The sequence below is a fragment of the Marispirochaeta aestuarii genome (assembly GCF_002087085.1).
Taxonomy (GTDB): Bacteria; Spirochaetota; Spirochaetia; order JC444; family Marispirochaetaceae; genus Marispirochaeta; species Marispirochaeta aestuarii.
Genome location: NZ_MWQY01000003.1, coordinates 259,249 through 275,387 on the forward strand (window position 1 = coordinate 259,249; position 16,139 = coordinate 275,387).

Genomic DNA, 16,139 nt, shown 5'->3' on the forward strand with positions numbered 1-16,139 from the left:
GAAAGCATGCCAGAACGGTATGTGCTGAATATGTAAGTACTTAGCTGTGTTCGGATGAAAAGATTTCACCATGGAGGATAAGTAATGTTATGTTTTGATAAGATTTCTTACCAGGCTTATGGTTAAGCAAGATAATAATTGGTATTTATCTGACCTTGAAAGCGTCGCTGTTTTTTCCTGGGCTTGTATTATGTTATGTAGTGGAGGGTGTCTTTGCCAGGATTGCATTCTGTAAATCCTTCCTAATCCGACTCCTCTCGCTGCTTCCGGTAGTAGACAGACGAAGGACCGGCAGTCCCGATTTCTTTAAAACTGAATCCTTCAGTGCATCACGCTCTGCCTGGCGTGAGCCTTTCCGGTGAAATGCGAATCCGTCCACTTCAATTACCAAAATCGGACTCTTGTTGACCTTGCGATAAATGAGAAAATCGGTTCGTGTCCAGGGATGGGAGGCATAGGCAGATTCCTCGGGGCTTAAGTGACCTGTATCCCTTACCAGCATCCACAAAGGGAACTGGAAAAGAATGCCATAGCCCTTATAAAGGCCCTCATTCAGGACTGCCTCAATCTCAGCGTAGGCAAGGTTTTCGGAATCATATTTCGAAATCCGTTTTAACTTTTTAAATGCATCTTTACGAGCTGCAGTGTATTCGGTATATAGAAGATCAAAAACAGAACGGACCCTGCCGGGAATAACATCACCATTACTGTATTGTATATAGCGGACAAAATCGGCAATATTGCCGTTCCCCTCGGCCATCTCCTTTGACACAACCAGCCGCAGTTTCTCCTGTGCCCTGGATATGGCTACGTTCAATAAATTCGGGTTATCAACGAAATCGTTGGCTTCGTTTGACACTGTTGTTATAATCATAACGCGCTTTTCTCTGCCCTGATACTTATGTACCGTGTCTACTTCAACCTCCTCTGAACCGATAGTCGCCCGTATTCGAGCGGTCTGTTCCCGGTAAGGAGAGACAATACCGATATCACAGGAATTAATCGTCCCCAGCTCGGGTAAAACATTTTCTATAATTTCGTCAATCTGACGCTGATTGAAGGTACCCCGTGCATGCCGGCCCTCCACAGTCATATAAACCTTTATGACATCGGATTCACCCTGATCGCTGGTCATAACTAGCAGCTCTCCCCCGTAAAACTGCTGGTTACAGAACTGAATAATCTTCGGGTGGCACCGGTAATGCTCACGCAGCAATGTCTCAGGGATTTCTGAAAAAGCCGATCGCACCGCAGAAAGCAGGTTATGTTCCTCATACCTTGCATAGTGCGGTACATCGTAGCGTTGTACTACCTGTATAGCCTTTTCTTTATCCTGTTCCGACAATACGTTGGGAAGCTGCATGGGATCACCGACTATTACAAGCTTTTTTGCGCAGCCCATGGCAAGAACACCGTTCAAAAGATCCACTTGGCTTGTTTCGTCAACAATAACGCAGTCAAACATATACCCGTTCCGGACCGAAGTTATCACTGAGAACGTCGTGCTAAGTATAAGAGGATATTCATCAAGGAAATCTTCAGGCTGCCGCCAGAGATCCTGAAGGGCAAAAATCCTTCTCGTTTTATTGTTATAGTGCTTTGCAAGACGATGCTTTAGAAGTCGCATCGAAAGGGCGGTCAACAGTTCAAGACTTTCATTAAAGCGAAATTCCTTCAGCGAAACTTCCAGCTTTGTACGTCTGTTTTCCAGGTCCTCTATTGTGCGCAGGTAGTAGGCTTTTTGCAGTATAGCAATCCGTTCCTCGATGCCAAGATCAAACAGAATGCGTCCGGCCATACCGAATCGCAGCAACAACAATAGCTTTTGCAAAATCCCGGTACGACAGCCTGTTACTCCTGCAGTGCCTGGTGATTGTCTTTGATTTTTAGTATATTGGCGTTTTGCTTTCCTTTCATACGCCATCCAATATTTCATCAGATCCTGTGCAGGTGTTTCAGGCTGAAACGACCGATCTCTTATGCTTAAGTTTCGGCCATTAAATTCCTGACGGAATTTCTCAAAATGAGTTAATTCTAGTTTGAGTGCATCGATCTTTTGAATAACACCAGACAACTCGTTCTTTAGTTTGAATCCTTTATCAATTTCCTGATTCAGACTACGAATTTTATTATATACAGCCGCTGTCTGCCCAATGGGGATAATCGGCAGTTGAACCAGAGTATCCGTTTGACCCTCTATAAACGCCGTTTTGTTTTTAGCACTACCAAGAAATGCGGCTACAAAATTCAGCTCGTATTTTTTTAGTTTCTCAAGTACGTTTGCCGTAGCGGAATTGTTACTGGATACCACAGCTACTTTTTTCCCTTCCAGCAGCATGTTTCCAATTAAATTCAGTATCGTCTGCGTTTTTCCAGTACCCGGCGGTCCTTGGATTATGGATACTGGATGCCGCAGTGCTTTTTCAAGCGCCATTTTCTGGCTCATGTTACAGCCAAAGGGTAAAATGAGGCTCGGATCGCCCCCTGACGAACTCGAATCAAGGATGGAAGGTTTATCCCGAAGAAAACTGAAAAGAATACTTTCCTGTGAAATGATGTCCAAATACCGATATTTCATCGCAAGAAGTGAAGAACCTTCATCCGTCCGCAGTGATACACATTCAGCAAGCTCACGCAAATACGCGAGAACATCTTTGCTGCGTCCTTCCGGAGTGGTCATCCGCTGAATGGAGAACTCAGAGAACCGGCAGCATCTGCTGCTTCCAGTTCCGTGAAAGATTTTTACCCAATGTCCGAAGCGCAATACCTCATTTACATCAGACAAAAGATCGCCTTCAATAAAAACACAGCAGTTATCGACTGATATAGATTCGGGATTTGAGAAAAATTCAACATTGCTCCGGAAATAAGGGTATGATTTCCCGCTTTTATAGGTTACGACAGTGCGTTCGTTATTAAGGCTTATGTGTCGGATTTCATCCGTTTTGTCCTCGTCCTTGATGATGACGAGATTTTGCTTCGAGTTTATAGTCATTGTTTCCATGTACTTTATCGCCTGAAACCGGACACAGATAAAAATTCTCTAACTATTCTAAACCGAATCACCTGTTTACGCCAGCTTTCGATTTACTGACTTCGATTGCTCTTTGGCTACACTTACGTCAAGGACCTATCATTGGACTATGGACAGCATCGAAACGATACAGAACTTCCATACCCGCAAGGCGCGCAGACAGTAGCAGCAGGCCCGGGAACAGGGAGAAACCTATGAATCGATGCTGCCGGACTTTGTTATTGGCATTCTTGAGAGGGACTCCGTGGCTGTGATGATCATACTATTCGGCCAATAAGAAACATATTCTCAGGTTTATAGATCTGCTGATACTTAGCTCCCTTTGAACTTCCTCCATCATAAATATTTTTATCCCCCCATAATTTTCTTTATCATAAACCGGTCATAAACCCCCGAATTTCGGTCGAATTCCCGCTAAATTCCCCTTGGCACAGATACTGCATTAAAAGTGCTATGGTCAGTGTCCTACAACAGCGTCTGTTATTCCCGCTGCTTCGAATTACAGGAATCGCGGGGCTTCTGCTTCTCCTGTACATCTCTCTGCATCTTCTGCTTCCCGGGCAATTTCCCTCTCTGCCGGCCCTGACACCTTCCCAGGGGGCACTCCTGGCAGCCGTGCTTTCCGTTGTCTCCTTGGTACTGCTTCCCGGCTACAAGAAAAGCAGCTTCTTTGTTTCCCTCGGCGTCGGGTCCGGTTTTATCATTCTTGCCCTGTATCCTGGCCACCTTCCTTTACGACTCCATGAGGGGCTTCTCCTTGCAAGCGGGACCTTGAGTTACAGCGCTGCGCTTTACAGTTCGCTGGTACCCGTTCTCAATCGACAGCTTTTTTCCCTGGTTTTACCCGTAGTTCTCGTTGTTTCTGTAACAGCCGGCTCGTTTCTGCTGCCTGAAAGCACCGATATCACCTACAGGGGTGAACTGGATTCCGTACGCCGGGTACTTGCGCAGCTTGATCCGGCCTATAAGGTCGTTCTCGGTATGGAGCAGGAACTTTCCTCTTACATCGAGGATAAGCTGCAGAACAAAGATGACAAAGAGGAGGAAGAGGCCCTTGTCCATGAGCTGAATTCCAGGATTCAACAGATGGAAGATGAACTTGCCCGCTTTAAGGCGGTGGAGGAAGAGAACGTGCTCTACCGCGACGAGATTGCTGCGCTGAAACGGAAAATCGGCGACATGGAGGTCCGTGATAAATCCACTGTTGCCATACGCAGGGTTGCCACCATCTCCGAGGCTGTACGGCCTGCCTCTCCGGTAGTGCGGGATTTCGCGGTACGCCTCGCATCTGCCCATCCCGGTTCTTTCAGCAGGTTTTCCGGCGGATACCCCTCCCCCGGCCCGGAGGGCATTGCGCAGATCCTCAGCATCCACCGCTACATTGCCGCAGAGTGGAAATACATAAGCGATCCCCTTAGCTCCGGAACAGACTATTACTCCCCCGCGGACAGGACCATTGCTCTGGGGCTTTCCGGGGACTGCGACGACTTTGCCGTTCTGCTTGCATCCTGTATCGAAGCAATCGGCGGCAGGGCCCGTATTCTGCACGGGAGCTGCTCCGATGGTGCCCATGCCTGGGCCGAAGCCTACATTGGGAGTGTTGCGGCCTGGAACGAGACTGTCAGCATAACTCGGAAGTTCTATCCAGGCCGCAGCGTCTCGTACCTGGAACCTCGTTCAGCGGACGACTACTGGCTCTGCCTGGACTGGCAGGCGGGAATCTACAGCTGCGGAGAAAATCCCGGCTATATGTATGAAACTCAAGGAAGGTTTTAATGTCCTCTACCGCGAAGACCATGATTAATCTTCTCTTTCCCCTCATGGCCCTTGCAGGTTCCTGGCTGATTTTGCAGCTGGAGCACCTGGATGAAGGCTATGCCCTATTTCTTCCGGCAATTCTGGTAGGCTGTTACGGCATCATCATAGGCTTCAGCCTCTCCGGTACCGAGGACCGGGACTACGCTGAACACCAGATAGACACAATCTACTTTCTCGGTTTTCTCTACACCCTTGTCTCCCTGGCAGTCTTTTTTTACCGCTTTAATCCTGCTCTTTTACAGGACAACTGGCTCATTGCACAGGCCCTATACTACATCGGGATATCGGTAAGCACCTCGATTACCGGGGTCCTTTTCCGCAGCATCGCACGAAGCGGATATTTAAAAAAACACGGTGAGGAAAAAGTCGACCTTGAGAAAAGTTATATCCTCTTAAAGTCCATTGCAGAAAGTTTTTCTTCCAGTTACGAAGAGACCTTCCAGACAATGCGCCGGTATTTCGATGAACGCATAGAGACCAGTGCCGCCCTTGGGGCCAGAGAAAAGGAGTATCTGGAATCCCTGGAACGCTTTATCGGTGTAATGGATAAGTTTTCCGCCGGGCTCACGGCCACACGCGAGGAACTGCAGGAGGCGGGCCGCGCTTTTTCCCGGGACCTCGCCGCCCAGCGGGAACCGATAGCGGGTATCGCGGAAAGCTCCCTCGCCTTTTCCCATGCCGCTGGCCGCATTCGCTCGGAACTGGAAGCCCTTCCCATGAGCAGCATTACTGGAGGCTGCGAGCGGTTCAGAAAGGAGATCAGCGAGCTCGATACGGTGCTGGATAACTTTGTGAGCCTCCTGGAACTCAAAGTGGAGAAACTGGGCGTATGAAACGGGGAAGCGATGCCATGCACTACTCCCTGGCGGAGTTCGCCTACATCCTGTTTTTCCTGAGTGTCTGGGCTGCACTGCTTGTGTACGGCCGCTACCAGGCTGTCGCTGTTCAGTACCAGAACGCCCGGGAAGAGATTTCCCTGCTCACCGAGGAGGTGAACTACCTGAACGAGGTCCTGGCGGAAAAAGAAAACGCCGTGGTTCCCTGCTGGAGAAGACCAGACAAGGCCATTCCGGAGGTAGCGGGTGTCATTGCCATTCACAGCAGCACCATCTACACCCTTACCCGAAATCCCGGAGATGACAGGGACGCTTTTGCCGCCCCGCCTGAAACTCGGGACACGATCCTCAAAACCCGTACGGCAGCTTTCTTTAAGGAGGAGCTGGCCTACGCGCGGGAGAAGAACTGTTACATCCGGGTACGGATAGAAAACCATACAAACGATTTTTCACTCTATAAAGGCATGGCGCAGGTTCTTGCCGGCCTTGGGATAGTGGTGGTCAATGAATAGCTGCAGGAATATCTCCATAAACCTTCTGCGCTGGAAACTCTGCTGCGGGGCGGCCCTGCGGGTCGCAGGGATTAACCTGCGATACCTGACGGCCGGAACCCGCATTCTAACTCTCCTGTCTGTCTCAGGATGCGGCAGCTTCAAACAGAAATTTCGCTTTTCCCGCAGGGTATGTACATTCCATGGGCTGACGATTCTTATCGATTTCGTGCGCGCCGCACGGACCCCGTCGAAGGAGTGGAAGCTGAACCTATCGGCCGGCGAGGATACATTGAACTACCTCCACAGCGAAAAGGCGATACGTCTGCAGCGGACAATCGCGAAACACTTTATTGAACGGCAGTACGGTATTAGACCTGAGCCCTTCGAGCTGGAGGTCCTGTCACGCTGCGCCTCCGTCGGGGCAGCCTCGGGCCGGCTGATACGGGCGGCAGGCTGCGGAAGTCCCACCACCTTAAACAGGGAAGATCTGTTCCGCTGCAGGACCGTTTTCCCTGCTTTTATCCGCTTGCTGAATCTCGATATGGATTTCAGGGAACGGAATCCTGTACCGGAACCGCCGCTGAGTCGGTTCAGAATAAAACTCCGCAGGAGCCTTTCCCTTCCACGTCGAACCCGGCAGCCGGCATTGCCTCAACTTTACCCCCGGGAACTGGACCGGGAACGGCGGGAGTTTGAACGGACTTCTTTACTGGCTCGCTACTGCTCGAGCAAAGCAATCCTTGTCCGGACATTTACCTCGGAGCTCTTTCGGCTCTATCTCGACGCCATGCAGCTTATCATCGAGAATCCGCCTAGCAAAGCGGGACTGCACAATATCGAACCTCTGCTGAACCGTCTTGAACGGATGCATACAAAATCACTGAACCATTTTAGGGAGGAGAATTATGGGTACATGGAGTAACGAAAAAAGCGAAAACAGGGACATCCAGCGCTATGCGCCGAAGGACCTGACCAACAGCACGGAGTTCACCAAGGAGCTTCACAGCATCAACAGCAACCAGACCCTCACCGTGCTGGACAAGCACCGCTCGAAAAAGCAGCTCATGCGGGCGGTATTTGCCGCCAAGCAGCAGGAGATTTCCCACCACCTGGACTCCTATTCCAACTATCTGCTCGCCCGCAAGGATGTTGAGGCCAAGTCCATCGCCCTGGAAGCCCAGAAGGCGATCATGGTGCTGGAAAAAGAGCAGCTCAAGATGATGAAGGAGATGGGCTTGTCCCACACCGACGAGATCGCAGAAACCCTCATGAAGGCCGGTCTCATGATGACGGAGAAACTGAAGGAGGTGGAGGAATCCCGCATGGAAGCTGAAATAAAGCTGATGACCCTCACGAACATCCGGCGAGTCTGGGACAAGACCAACAGCCGTATAATGGAGAGCGTCGACACCTATATGGACGAACTGTGGGAGAAGGAACATGGACGCTGATAATGTGGTAATATCGGATAGAACTGTTTTATCTTTCAAGGTATTTAACACCGAAAGTGAGGATACGGAATGATATTTGGCCCTGTGATTATACGCAAATGCCCTGAATGTTTCGGCCAGATCCAGCAATACACCCTGGATTCATATAATACATTTTGTTTTGTTCCACGGACAGATGGGAGACGACCGATCCCTTTTAGTGACATATTCCACATATGCCCCTTCTGTAACGCGGCTCTGTTTATAAACGAGTTGGAAAAAATCGGTGAAACTGAACCGGAAATAGTAAAAGAAACCTTCCCTCAATCAAGATCCGCCAAGTTCTTGAATATGCACGATTATCTTTCTGTGCTCGAAAAAGAAGTTTTTGATATCCACAAAAAGAAGTTCCTGCGTATTCGCGCATGGTGGTCTGGAAACGATGACAGGATTCTGCAGCACAAAACTGATCAAGTCCTGTCAGAAGACGAAAAAGACAATTTACATAAACTGTATGAACTGCTTGTCCCATCTGATGATGAGGAACGAATGATGATAGCGGAAATAAAGCGGGAATTGGGTGAGTATGACGAAGCACGGCAGCATCTTACAGATCCTTTTCCCCAGGAATTCACAAGAATTGTTTCTACCATCATGAAGTTGATTGAAGAAGCAGATCCACGCGTAGCAGAGGTTAAATAGCGTAATGAGAAGTGGAGGTCTTCCTTTTTAAAGTATGGGATTTATTCTATCTGTCGCCATAGCGGTCGTATCGACTTTCCTTTGCCTCAAGTATCTCGACTACCTTGACTACTATAAAAAGGATAAACGTACGGAGCGAATCCGTTATATCGGTTTTGTAGCGGGAATCATCAGCATTATCCCCACTTTTATCAACTACGAGATTAACGAACTACTGTTCGGTTGGATGGTCAACGGCCCATTCCTCTACCACTTTCTTATCGTCGGCTTCTCCGAAGAGATAGCCAAGTATACCATGCTCATTGCGATGGTATATTTCTTTCGTTCGATAAAGGAACCCCAGGACGGTATCCTTCAGGGTGCTGCAGTCGGGGCAGGCTTCGCGTTTTTTGAGAACCTTAAATACGCCCTCGATTATGGCCCAATGAATACGATCATCCGTTCGATCCTTTGCACACCCGGACACATGATGTACACTGCCCTGGCAGGCTATTTCCTGGCGACGGCGGTCTACTCCAATCTCGAAGTCCGGGATGATCGATCTTCCTGGATTGCGGTCGGCGCCTTCATTCCTACCGCCTTCATTCATGCCCTGTACAACGCTTCCTATATCTGGGCCTATGTCTACAGCACAGGCTATAATACTCTGGAAGGTCTTGCCTACCTTGTCGATCTGCTCACTCTTTTTATTACTGCACACGTTTTCCGCTCCCTCATCGAACACTCCCCCTACTTCGTCTACCCCTACTCCCGGTCGAAACAGGCTATTCGATCCCTTCTCAGGGGACTCAAACTGAATCCCTCGAGCTTTGTACTGAACCGACGCCTGGGGCTCTACTACCTGGCGGCGGGCAGATACCCAGAGGCCCTCAAACGCATCCGTTACTGTCGGAGCCGGCAGCCGAAAAAACACAATACCTGGGACGTGCTGGAAGGGATCGCCCTCATGGGAAGCGGCAAAAGCGACGAAGGGCTGCAGCTCGTCACCCGGGCGCGGGAGAACTTCGGAAAAGGAGAGCGCTTCCGCATCGAACTCTTCCTGCAGCGCATCATCCGGGACGCCGGGCTCAAACTCCGGGTACGGAACATACTGAATCCCCGTGTGTTCAAACACAACCACTACTTCGACCGCAGACGCAAGTACGGCCCCCGGGACTACTGGAAAAGCGACAGCAGAATACTGAAAGAGAGGCTCGAGGAGTACAGCGAGCTGTTACGGGAGAAGCGGCAGATGGAAAGCCGGTAGGTAGAGGATTCTTCATTCATGGTGAGGTATCCTCAAGTACCTGACTCAGAAATGCTTTTATCCGAAAACAGCGTGGTAAATCTCTTCTATTCTCAGGATTTCATCATCAGTCAGCTGATGAAATTCCCTGTCCCGTGCCCTTTTCGAAAGCAGGCCATTATGCTGTCCAAGGAACCGGAACAGCAAGTCCACAGTTTTCGAGGGCATCTCCACGATTTCTTCTACCTCCCGTCTAAACTGGTCGTAACGTTGAAGAAACAGGGCTTCTATAGGAAGATCATGCTCAATGGTTTTGTGCACACAGGAATATAGAAACTCCGCATGGGGGGTGGCATCAAAGTAACGGTAATAATCCGTTGTGTCGTTGCTTACCACAACATTATGGTCCCGCGACTGCTCCCACTCTATCAAGGGGAGCAATCTTGAAGAGTAGCCCTGAAGCACCGCACGGTATTCATTGATTCTTTCCAGGACTACCGACGATACAGGAAAAACAAGACCCGGAGGATTAAAGCCGTTCTCAGCCAGCACATGGTGGATCAGATAGCGGTGCAGTCTGCCGTTTCCGTCGCTGAAAGGATGTATATAGACGAAACCGAAAGCAAGGGATGCCGCGGCAACAACCGGGTCCAACTCCCCGCTGCAAAGGGAGTTATGCTCAAAAATGCCCCGGACCAGATCGGGAAGGTCTTCCGGACGAGCGCTTATATGTTCAGGGATAGGCATGCCGCTTTCCCTGTCGTGTTCACCCACAAAGCCGCCCTCGGTTCTGAGTCCCGGCTGCACAAAGCGGGTATCGCCTATAACAATCTGCTGTAACCGGATCAGTTCATCCTGGTCCAGGGGATGTGTTCCTGCCTGCCCTATGATTCTCCCCCATCGCTCGATTCGCTTATGCGGGGGTGTTTCATTTTCTATGGCATAGCTGGCCTTCGAATCTTTCAACAGCAGAAAGGAAGCAGTGCGGCTCATTACATCAGCCGGAATACCTTGTATCACCTCCGCAGCCTTCTGTTTGAGATCCATCTGAATATGGTGCTCAAGCTTTTCAGTTTTGAAAACCAGGGGACAAAATAGTCGACTGCCGGGAAGATTGTCGATAACACGGTGACGCCGGACGTTCCTTCCGGTAATTCCATACTGCATCTTAGGATCTATTACGGGAACATAATTTCCGGCCTGCAGATCAGGAATATCAAGGCGTTTATCCATCAGCCATTCATACAGAAACCAGAGCCGCCGTACGTACGATCCGGTCGGGGTTTTACGAATTATATGCTCTATTTCCGATTCCGGGACATGGGAAAAAAGTGACTTAAGAACCGCCAGATCCACCCCCTCATATTTGAGGGCAAACAGCAGGTGGCCTTCAAGCGTAGCTTGCGGCGTGTAGCGCGGGCTAAAATAGCGCCAGCAGTCCTCTTCTTTGAGACTGTAACTGGTACCGACGCAGCACAGCCGGTACGGGAAAGGTACTGGAAGATCATAGGCGTCAACAATCGCGGCATAACCTGTCGGGACCGCCTCTTCAGCAAGCCGTAAACCGTGAAAAACAGTTATTTTTCCTGAAAAACGCTTATTCATCCCCCTTCTCCATGAAATTCGATTATAAACCATGAAAAACAATTATAATACCTATACTTTCGTGAAAAATGATTATTTTAGATATCCGGAGGTATCAAAAAGTATTTTGAAGACCATGATGGCATAGTCCGTTCCTCAGTATTTCAAAGCGATGGATTTCATAATTCCCATCTGACAGAACTGGCATGTATCGAAAAAGATCACATGTGTGAATAATAAGAAAATTGGCAATAGCGGAAAGATAAATATCTAAATACTATGTGACAGAATGACGATTAAGTACTAATCATATTAATACTTTATAGCTTCAATGTCATAAAAACATAATTTGTATTTGACACATAAGCGCGTTAGAACTAATATAATTAGTATTATGTTGCCAGATCGTCAAATACAAAATGATAATTCTCTTGAATCATTCTTCTATAAGCATCCGGTATTTCAAGTATCAGAACTTGATACATTCTTGTCGCAATATCGAACTGGAAATCGGAATACCAGACAAGCTTTATTAAGCCACTATAAAAACCAGGAGCGAATAATATCTATACGCCGGGGTCTTTATGCGGTTATTCCTAAAGGAGCAGATTCATCAAATTTCCCTGTTGATCCATATATAATAGCGGCAAAGCTGACTGAAGACGCTACTCTCTCACATCATACTGCTTTGGAATACCATGGCAAAGCCTATTCTGTTTTCAATACGCTAACCTATACCTCAAAAGATAGAACTAAACCACTAACTTTTCGTTCTCAAAAGTATACCCCAGTTCCAATTCCCAAGGAACTGATCACGTTAGGCAAGGTTGATTATGGTATAATTCGGCGTATTCGATCGGGGATTGAAATACGTGTTACATCTATAGAAAGAACTCTTGTCGATATGATGAATAGACCAGATCTTTCGGGGAGCTGGGAAGAAATATGGCGATCCCTGGAATCAATAGAGTATCTTGAACTTGATAGCCTCTATGAATATATAACGCTATTGAATAATGCAACCATCGCTGCAAAAATTGGCTACTTTCTTCAGCAAAACCAGGAAACCTTAATGGTTGATGATAAATTCATAGCAAAACTTAAAAATAAAAAACCTAATCAACCGCACTATTTCAGTCGGAGCATTCGCCAAAAATGTCATCTAATAAAGGAATGGAATTTAATGGTACCTATCGAGATAGTTAATCATTCGTGGAATGATGTATTATGATCCTATCCCCGGCAGAAATTCTTCCAATTGCAGAATCAACAGGGTTTAATCCTATAATGATAGAAAAAGTGATTCATTTAATGAATTTATTGAATGGTTTAAATAGCCACCCCTTCCTGAAACGAAAATGGGTTCTCAAAGGTGGTACCGCTCTAAATCTATTCATCTTTGACCTTCCTCGACTTTCTGTTGATATTGATCTCAATTATATAGGGGCTATTGATCGAGAACAAATGATTGAAGATAGACCCAAAATTGAACAAGCTGTACAAGCTGTTTTCTCAAGAGAAGGTTTTGCTATAAAGCGTATACCTTCCGAACATGCCGGAGGAAAATGGATTCTTAACTATCAAACTTACGCAGGACACCCCGGAAATCTTGAAGTAGATTTCAATTTCATGTTTCGTCAGCCCTTATGGGAACCGGTTATTAAAACATCCAAATCACTCGGACCTTTCACAGTATCCAATATACCAGTTTTGGATTTTCATGAGTTAGCTGCAGGCAAACTCGCAGCGCTTCTGGCTAGAACACAAGCAAGAGATTTATATGATAGTGTACAGATTTTAAACCAAATGACACTGGATAAATCATCACTTCGTGTTGCGTTTGTAGTATATGGAGGAATGAATCGGATCGACTGGCGAACTATCTCCGTAGATGATATTCGATTCAATCCGGAAGATTTGGCCAGAAAGCTTCAGCCTGTTCTTCACGATCATTCGATATTGAAAGACATAACAGCTCAAGAATATGGAGAGAAACTTGTAGTCGAATGCCAAAAACAAATTTCAAAAGTACTACCACTTCAAAATTCCGAGAAGCAATTTCTCGATTTGTTACTTGATAAAGGCGAAATCAAACCAGAGTTGCTGACTATTGATTCTGAACTCCAAGAAAAGATAATTCGTCACCCATTACTCCAGTGGAAAGCAGTAAATGTTAGAAAGCATAGAGGGTTTGAATGACAGAGGAATCTAAGCGTATATCTGAAATACAACGAGAACTCCAAGATATTGAATCACATAAACAAAAGCTCCTTGTAGAACTCAAAATCCTTGAATCCTCCAAATCTGAAAAAGTTGTTTCCTTTGCCGGAGAACCAATATTTTCCACTCCCCCTGAAACACCTGAAAATAAAATTAGTTTATTTTTGAAACTATTCCGTTGCCGTGATGATTTATTCCCAAAATATTGGGAAAACAAAAGAAGTGAGAAGAAGAGATATAGCCCGGTATGCACCAACGAATGGAAAAGAAAAATCTGTTACAAACCTAATGTTAAATGTTCCGATTGTGTAAATCAGGCTTTCATGCCATTTGATAAGAATGCTGCTTGGGACCATCTCACAGGTAAAACGACAATTGGATCATACGCAATAAACGGTCAGGATAGATGCATCTTTCTTGCAGCTGACTTTGACAAGTCAACATGGAAGGAAGATGTTATTGCCTATCAAAGTGCTGCTGAAGAATTACACGTTCAAGTAGCTATCGAGATCTCAAAATCAGGCAACGGAGCCCATGCATGGATTTTCTTCAATGAACTAGTTTCGGCATGCAAAGCACGCAAACTTGGCGATATTATTCTTAGCAATGCTATGGATTCCACAAATAAACTAAACCTGGACAGTTATGATCGATTCTTTCCAAATCAGGACTACATGCCTTCAGGAGGTTTTGGGAACCTAATAGCGCTTCCACTGCAAAAAGAGTACAGGAAACAAAACCGAAGTGTTTTCGTAAATAAACAGATGGAAGTTTATCCTGACCAATGGGAGTTTTTATCAAGCGTACACTGTCTTTACGCACAAGATCTTGATCTAATTTTAAATAAGCATCTTATTTCACTTGAATACCAATACACCAACAATCGGTCGGGGAATGAAATAAAAATAGATAGCGACTTATATATTGCGGAATCAATTTTAAATGTTGAATCTGAACAAGAGGATCAATTCAGCGGAACTATCGAAATAATTATAGACAGTCAAATCGCTGTTCCTCTCAAGGAACTTCCAGCAACAGTATTAAGGCAATTGAAAAAACTTGCAACGATTGCCAACCCTAAATTCTTTGAAACCCAGGCTTTAAGGTTTTCCACTTGGAATATCCCGAAATACATATTCTGCGGAGAGAATGACAGTGACTTCATTTTTCTTCCCCGCGGAAAATTAAACAACATCATCCACCTACTCACTGCCAGTGGATTCGAAGTACTAATCAAAGATAACCGTAATGTAAATGAACAAATTGAACTCAGTTTTGAAGGAGAGTTGTTTAAACATCAACAATCTGCAGTTCAGGCTATTATAGACACTGATTTTTGTGTCCTCGTCGCTCCTACAGGCACAGGTAAGACGGTCATAGCTATCAATCTTATTACTATAAAGAAAATGAGAACTCTCATCCTTGTACATCGCAGCACGTTGATTGACCAATGGATAGATTAACTATGCCGCTTCATCCCGGAGATAGACAAAAAGAGTATTGGGGTTTTGGGATCAGGAAGGAGAAAACTGAAAGGGGTCATTGATATAGCTATGCTCCAGACCCTGGCAAACAAAGATGATATTAAAACAATAACTGCTGGTTATGATTTTCTCATTGTGGATGAATGCCATAGAATTCCTACGGTTACATTTGAGCCGGTATTGAAAGGAATCAGAGTTCGCAGCATTTTAGGTCTTACTGCAACTCCACAGCGAAAAGATCATTTCCAATCAATAATATTCATGCAGTGTGGTCCTATCGGGTACACCGTTCAGGATGTCAATAAAGAGAATCAGATCAGAAACGTATATTTTAAATCCACCGACGTTCCCGAACTGCCAAAAGACGGAACCATTCAAGATATGTGGGAAACACTAATTGGAAATAAATCCAGAAACAAGCTTATTATTTCTGATGTGTTGAAATTGCTTCAGGAAGAAAAATCTCCCTTGATATTGACTGACAGAATCGAACATATCGAATTATTTTCTGATGCTTTACAACAACAAACTGATGCACCTGTTCTCGTCCTGAAAGGCGGAGTGGGAAAGAAGGAGCGGAAGGAAATAATCGATAAGTGCAAAGAACTTTTTCGTAAAGGTGATCCGTTTTGCCTAATCGCCACAGGTTCGTTAATCGGAGAAGGATTTGATTTCCCTGATTTTAATACTATGATTCTTACTCTACCGATCTCATTCAGGGGAAGGTTAACCCAATACGTCGGCAGGTTACATAGGCAAACAACAGAAGATAAAAAAACTATAACTGTGTATGACTACGTGGATATATGCTCTGGAATGACAATTTCTATGTTCAAAAAAAGAATCCCTGCTTATAAAAAACTTGGTTACATTTTTCATTATGACATAACAGATAAGATCGCCAAATGGCTCTAAGAGAATGGAGCAAAAATCATAATGCTCTATTATACTGTGTAATTTTATTCAGTTCACTTTCTTTGGTTTCCATCAAACCTCCGAGTCGTAACGACTCTGCATATTCATCCAGAACTCCGGGCTGGGGCCAAAGAACCTGGACAGCCTTGCAGCTGTATCAGCTGTAACCTTCCTTTTTCCCTTGATAATCGCGGCTATTCTCGGCGGATCAACGAAAATGTGTAATCCCCATGGGATCGAGAACTCTTCCTTCAGGACTTCGCCGGGTGCGGAAAGTTCGGTATACTTTTCGTCCATATGCCCTCTTGTTCTTTACAAGATTAATGATAGCGTAATACGCAATTAGCCCGCATTTCTCACAAACCAGCGAGGACCCTGCATTAAATCAGTATCAGAC

At 46.1% G+C, this 16,139-nt stretch carries 13 protein-coding genes and 1 pseudogene; 11 read left to right on the top strand and 3 right to left on the bottom strand.

Annotation, left to right across the window (positions count from 1 at the left end; all coding sequences use genetic code 11):
- Positions 1-193 precede the first annotated feature (193 nt).
- Positions 194-3,004, bottom strand: a complete 2,811-nt coding sequence (locus tag B4O97_RS04145) for an AAA domain-containing protein (protein ID WP_198947011.1) — start codon at positions 3,002-3,004, stop codon at positions 194-196.
- 483 nt (positions 3,005-3,487) lie between these two features.
- Between B4O97_RS04145 and B4O97_RS04150 the strand changes: the two genes are divergently transcribed.
- The 7 genes from B4O97_RS04150 (at position 3,488) to B4O97_RS04180 (ending at position 9,560) form a co-directional block, all read left to right on the top strand.
- Positions 3,488-4,810, top strand: a complete 1,323-nt coding sequence (locus tag B4O97_RS04150) for a transglutaminase domain-containing protein (RefSeq protein WP_083048614.1) — start codon at positions 3,488-3,490, stop codon at positions 4,808-4,810.
- Entirely contained in the window at positions 4,810-5,685 is an 876-nt protein-coding gene (locus tag B4O97_RS04155; RefSeq protein ID WP_083048615.1) for a hypothetical protein, read from the top strand. The genes B4O97_RS04150 and B4O97_RS04155 overlap by 1 nt, the downstream gene beginning before the upstream one ends.
- Positions 5,682-6,200 carry a hypothetical protein gene (locus B4O97_RS04160; protein WP_083048616.1) on the top strand — a complete coding sequence of 173 codons (519 nt, stop codon included), beginning with the start codon at positions 5,682-5,684 and terminating at the stop codon, positions 6,198-6,200. The genes B4O97_RS04155 and B4O97_RS04160 overlap by 4 nt, the downstream gene beginning before the upstream one ends.
- Positions 6,193-7,104, top strand: coding sequence for a hypothetical protein (locus tag B4O97_RS04165; RefSeq protein WP_083048617.1), 912 nt, complete (start codon positions 6,193-6,195; stop codon positions 7,102-7,104). Before B4O97_RS04160 ends, B4O97_RS04165 begins: the two co-directional genes overlap by 8 nt.
- Complete coding sequence (locus B4O97_RS04170; RefSeq protein ID WP_083048618.1) at positions 7,088-7,633, top strand: hypothetical protein; 546 nt, start codon at positions 7,088-7,090, stop codon at positions 7,631-7,633. Before B4O97_RS04165 ends, B4O97_RS04170 begins: the two co-directional genes overlap by 17 nt.
- A gap of 69 nt (positions 7,634-7,702) precedes the next feature.
- Positions 7,703-8,314 carry a hypothetical protein gene (locus tag B4O97_RS04175; protein ID WP_083048620.1) on the top strand — a complete coding sequence of 204 codons (612 nt, stop codon included), beginning with the start codon at positions 7,703-7,705 and terminating at the stop codon, positions 8,312-8,314.
- A gap of 34 nt (positions 8,315-8,348) precedes the next feature.
- Positions 8,349-9,560 (top strand): PrsW family intramembrane metalloprotease, encoded by a 1,212-nt coding sequence (locus B4O97_RS04180; protein WP_083048622.1) that lies wholly within the window; start codon positions 8,349-8,351, stop codon positions 9,558-9,560.
- Positions 9,561-9,617: 57 nt separating this feature from the next.
- On the opposite strand, the gene B4O97_RS04185 is transcribed toward B4O97_RS04180, so the two are convergent.
- On the bottom strand, positions 9,618-11,144 hold the full coding sequence (locus B4O97_RS04185; RefSeq protein ID WP_083048624.1) for a Fic family protein: 1,527 nt from the start codon (positions 11,142-11,144) through the stop codon (positions 9,618-9,620).
- A gap of 373 nt (positions 11,145-11,517) precedes the next feature.
- Between B4O97_RS04185 and B4O97_RS19300 the strand changes: the two genes are divergently transcribed.
- The 4 genes and pseudogenes from B4O97_RS19300 (at position 11,518) to B4O97_RS19665 (ending at position 15,742) form a co-directional block, all read left to right on the top strand.
- The gene (locus tag B4O97_RS19300) at positions 11,518-12,354 is read left to right on the top strand and encodes a type IV toxin-antitoxin system AbiEi family antitoxin domain-containing protein (RefSeq protein ID WP_143305530.1); all 837 of its coding nucleotides are present in this window, start codon (positions 11,518-11,520) and stop codon (positions 12,352-12,354) included.
- Positions 12,351-13,322 (top strand): nucleotidyl transferase AbiEii/AbiGii toxin family protein, encoded by a 972-nt coding sequence (locus B4O97_RS04195; RefSeq protein WP_083048627.1) that lies wholly within the window; start codon positions 12,351-12,353, stop codon positions 13,320-13,322. Before B4O97_RS19300 ends, B4O97_RS04195 begins: the two co-directional genes overlap by 4 nt.
- Positions 13,319-15,049 (top strand): annotated as a pseudogene (locus B4O97_RS19805) (TOTE conflict system archaeo-eukaryotic primase domain-containing protein); the annotation flags it as partial. The gene B4O97_RS04195 and the pseudogene B4O97_RS19805, both read left to right, overlap by 4 nt.
- Before the next feature lie 159 nt (positions 15,050-15,208).
- Complete coding sequence (locus B4O97_RS19665; protein WP_233142899.1) at positions 15,209-15,742, top strand: DEAD/DEAH box helicase; 534 nt, start codon at positions 15,209-15,211, stop codon at positions 15,740-15,742.
- A 72-nt stretch (positions 15,743-15,814) separates the two neighbouring features.
- Here the strand turns inward: B4O97_RS19665 and B4O97_RS04210 are convergent, their stop codons facing one another.
- Positions 15,815-16,039 (bottom strand): HigA family addiction module antitoxin, encoded by a 225-nt coding sequence (locus tag B4O97_RS04210; RefSeq protein ID WP_083048632.1) that lies wholly within the window; start codon positions 16,037-16,039, stop codon positions 15,815-15,817.
- Positions 16,040-16,139: the final 100 nt, after the last annotated feature.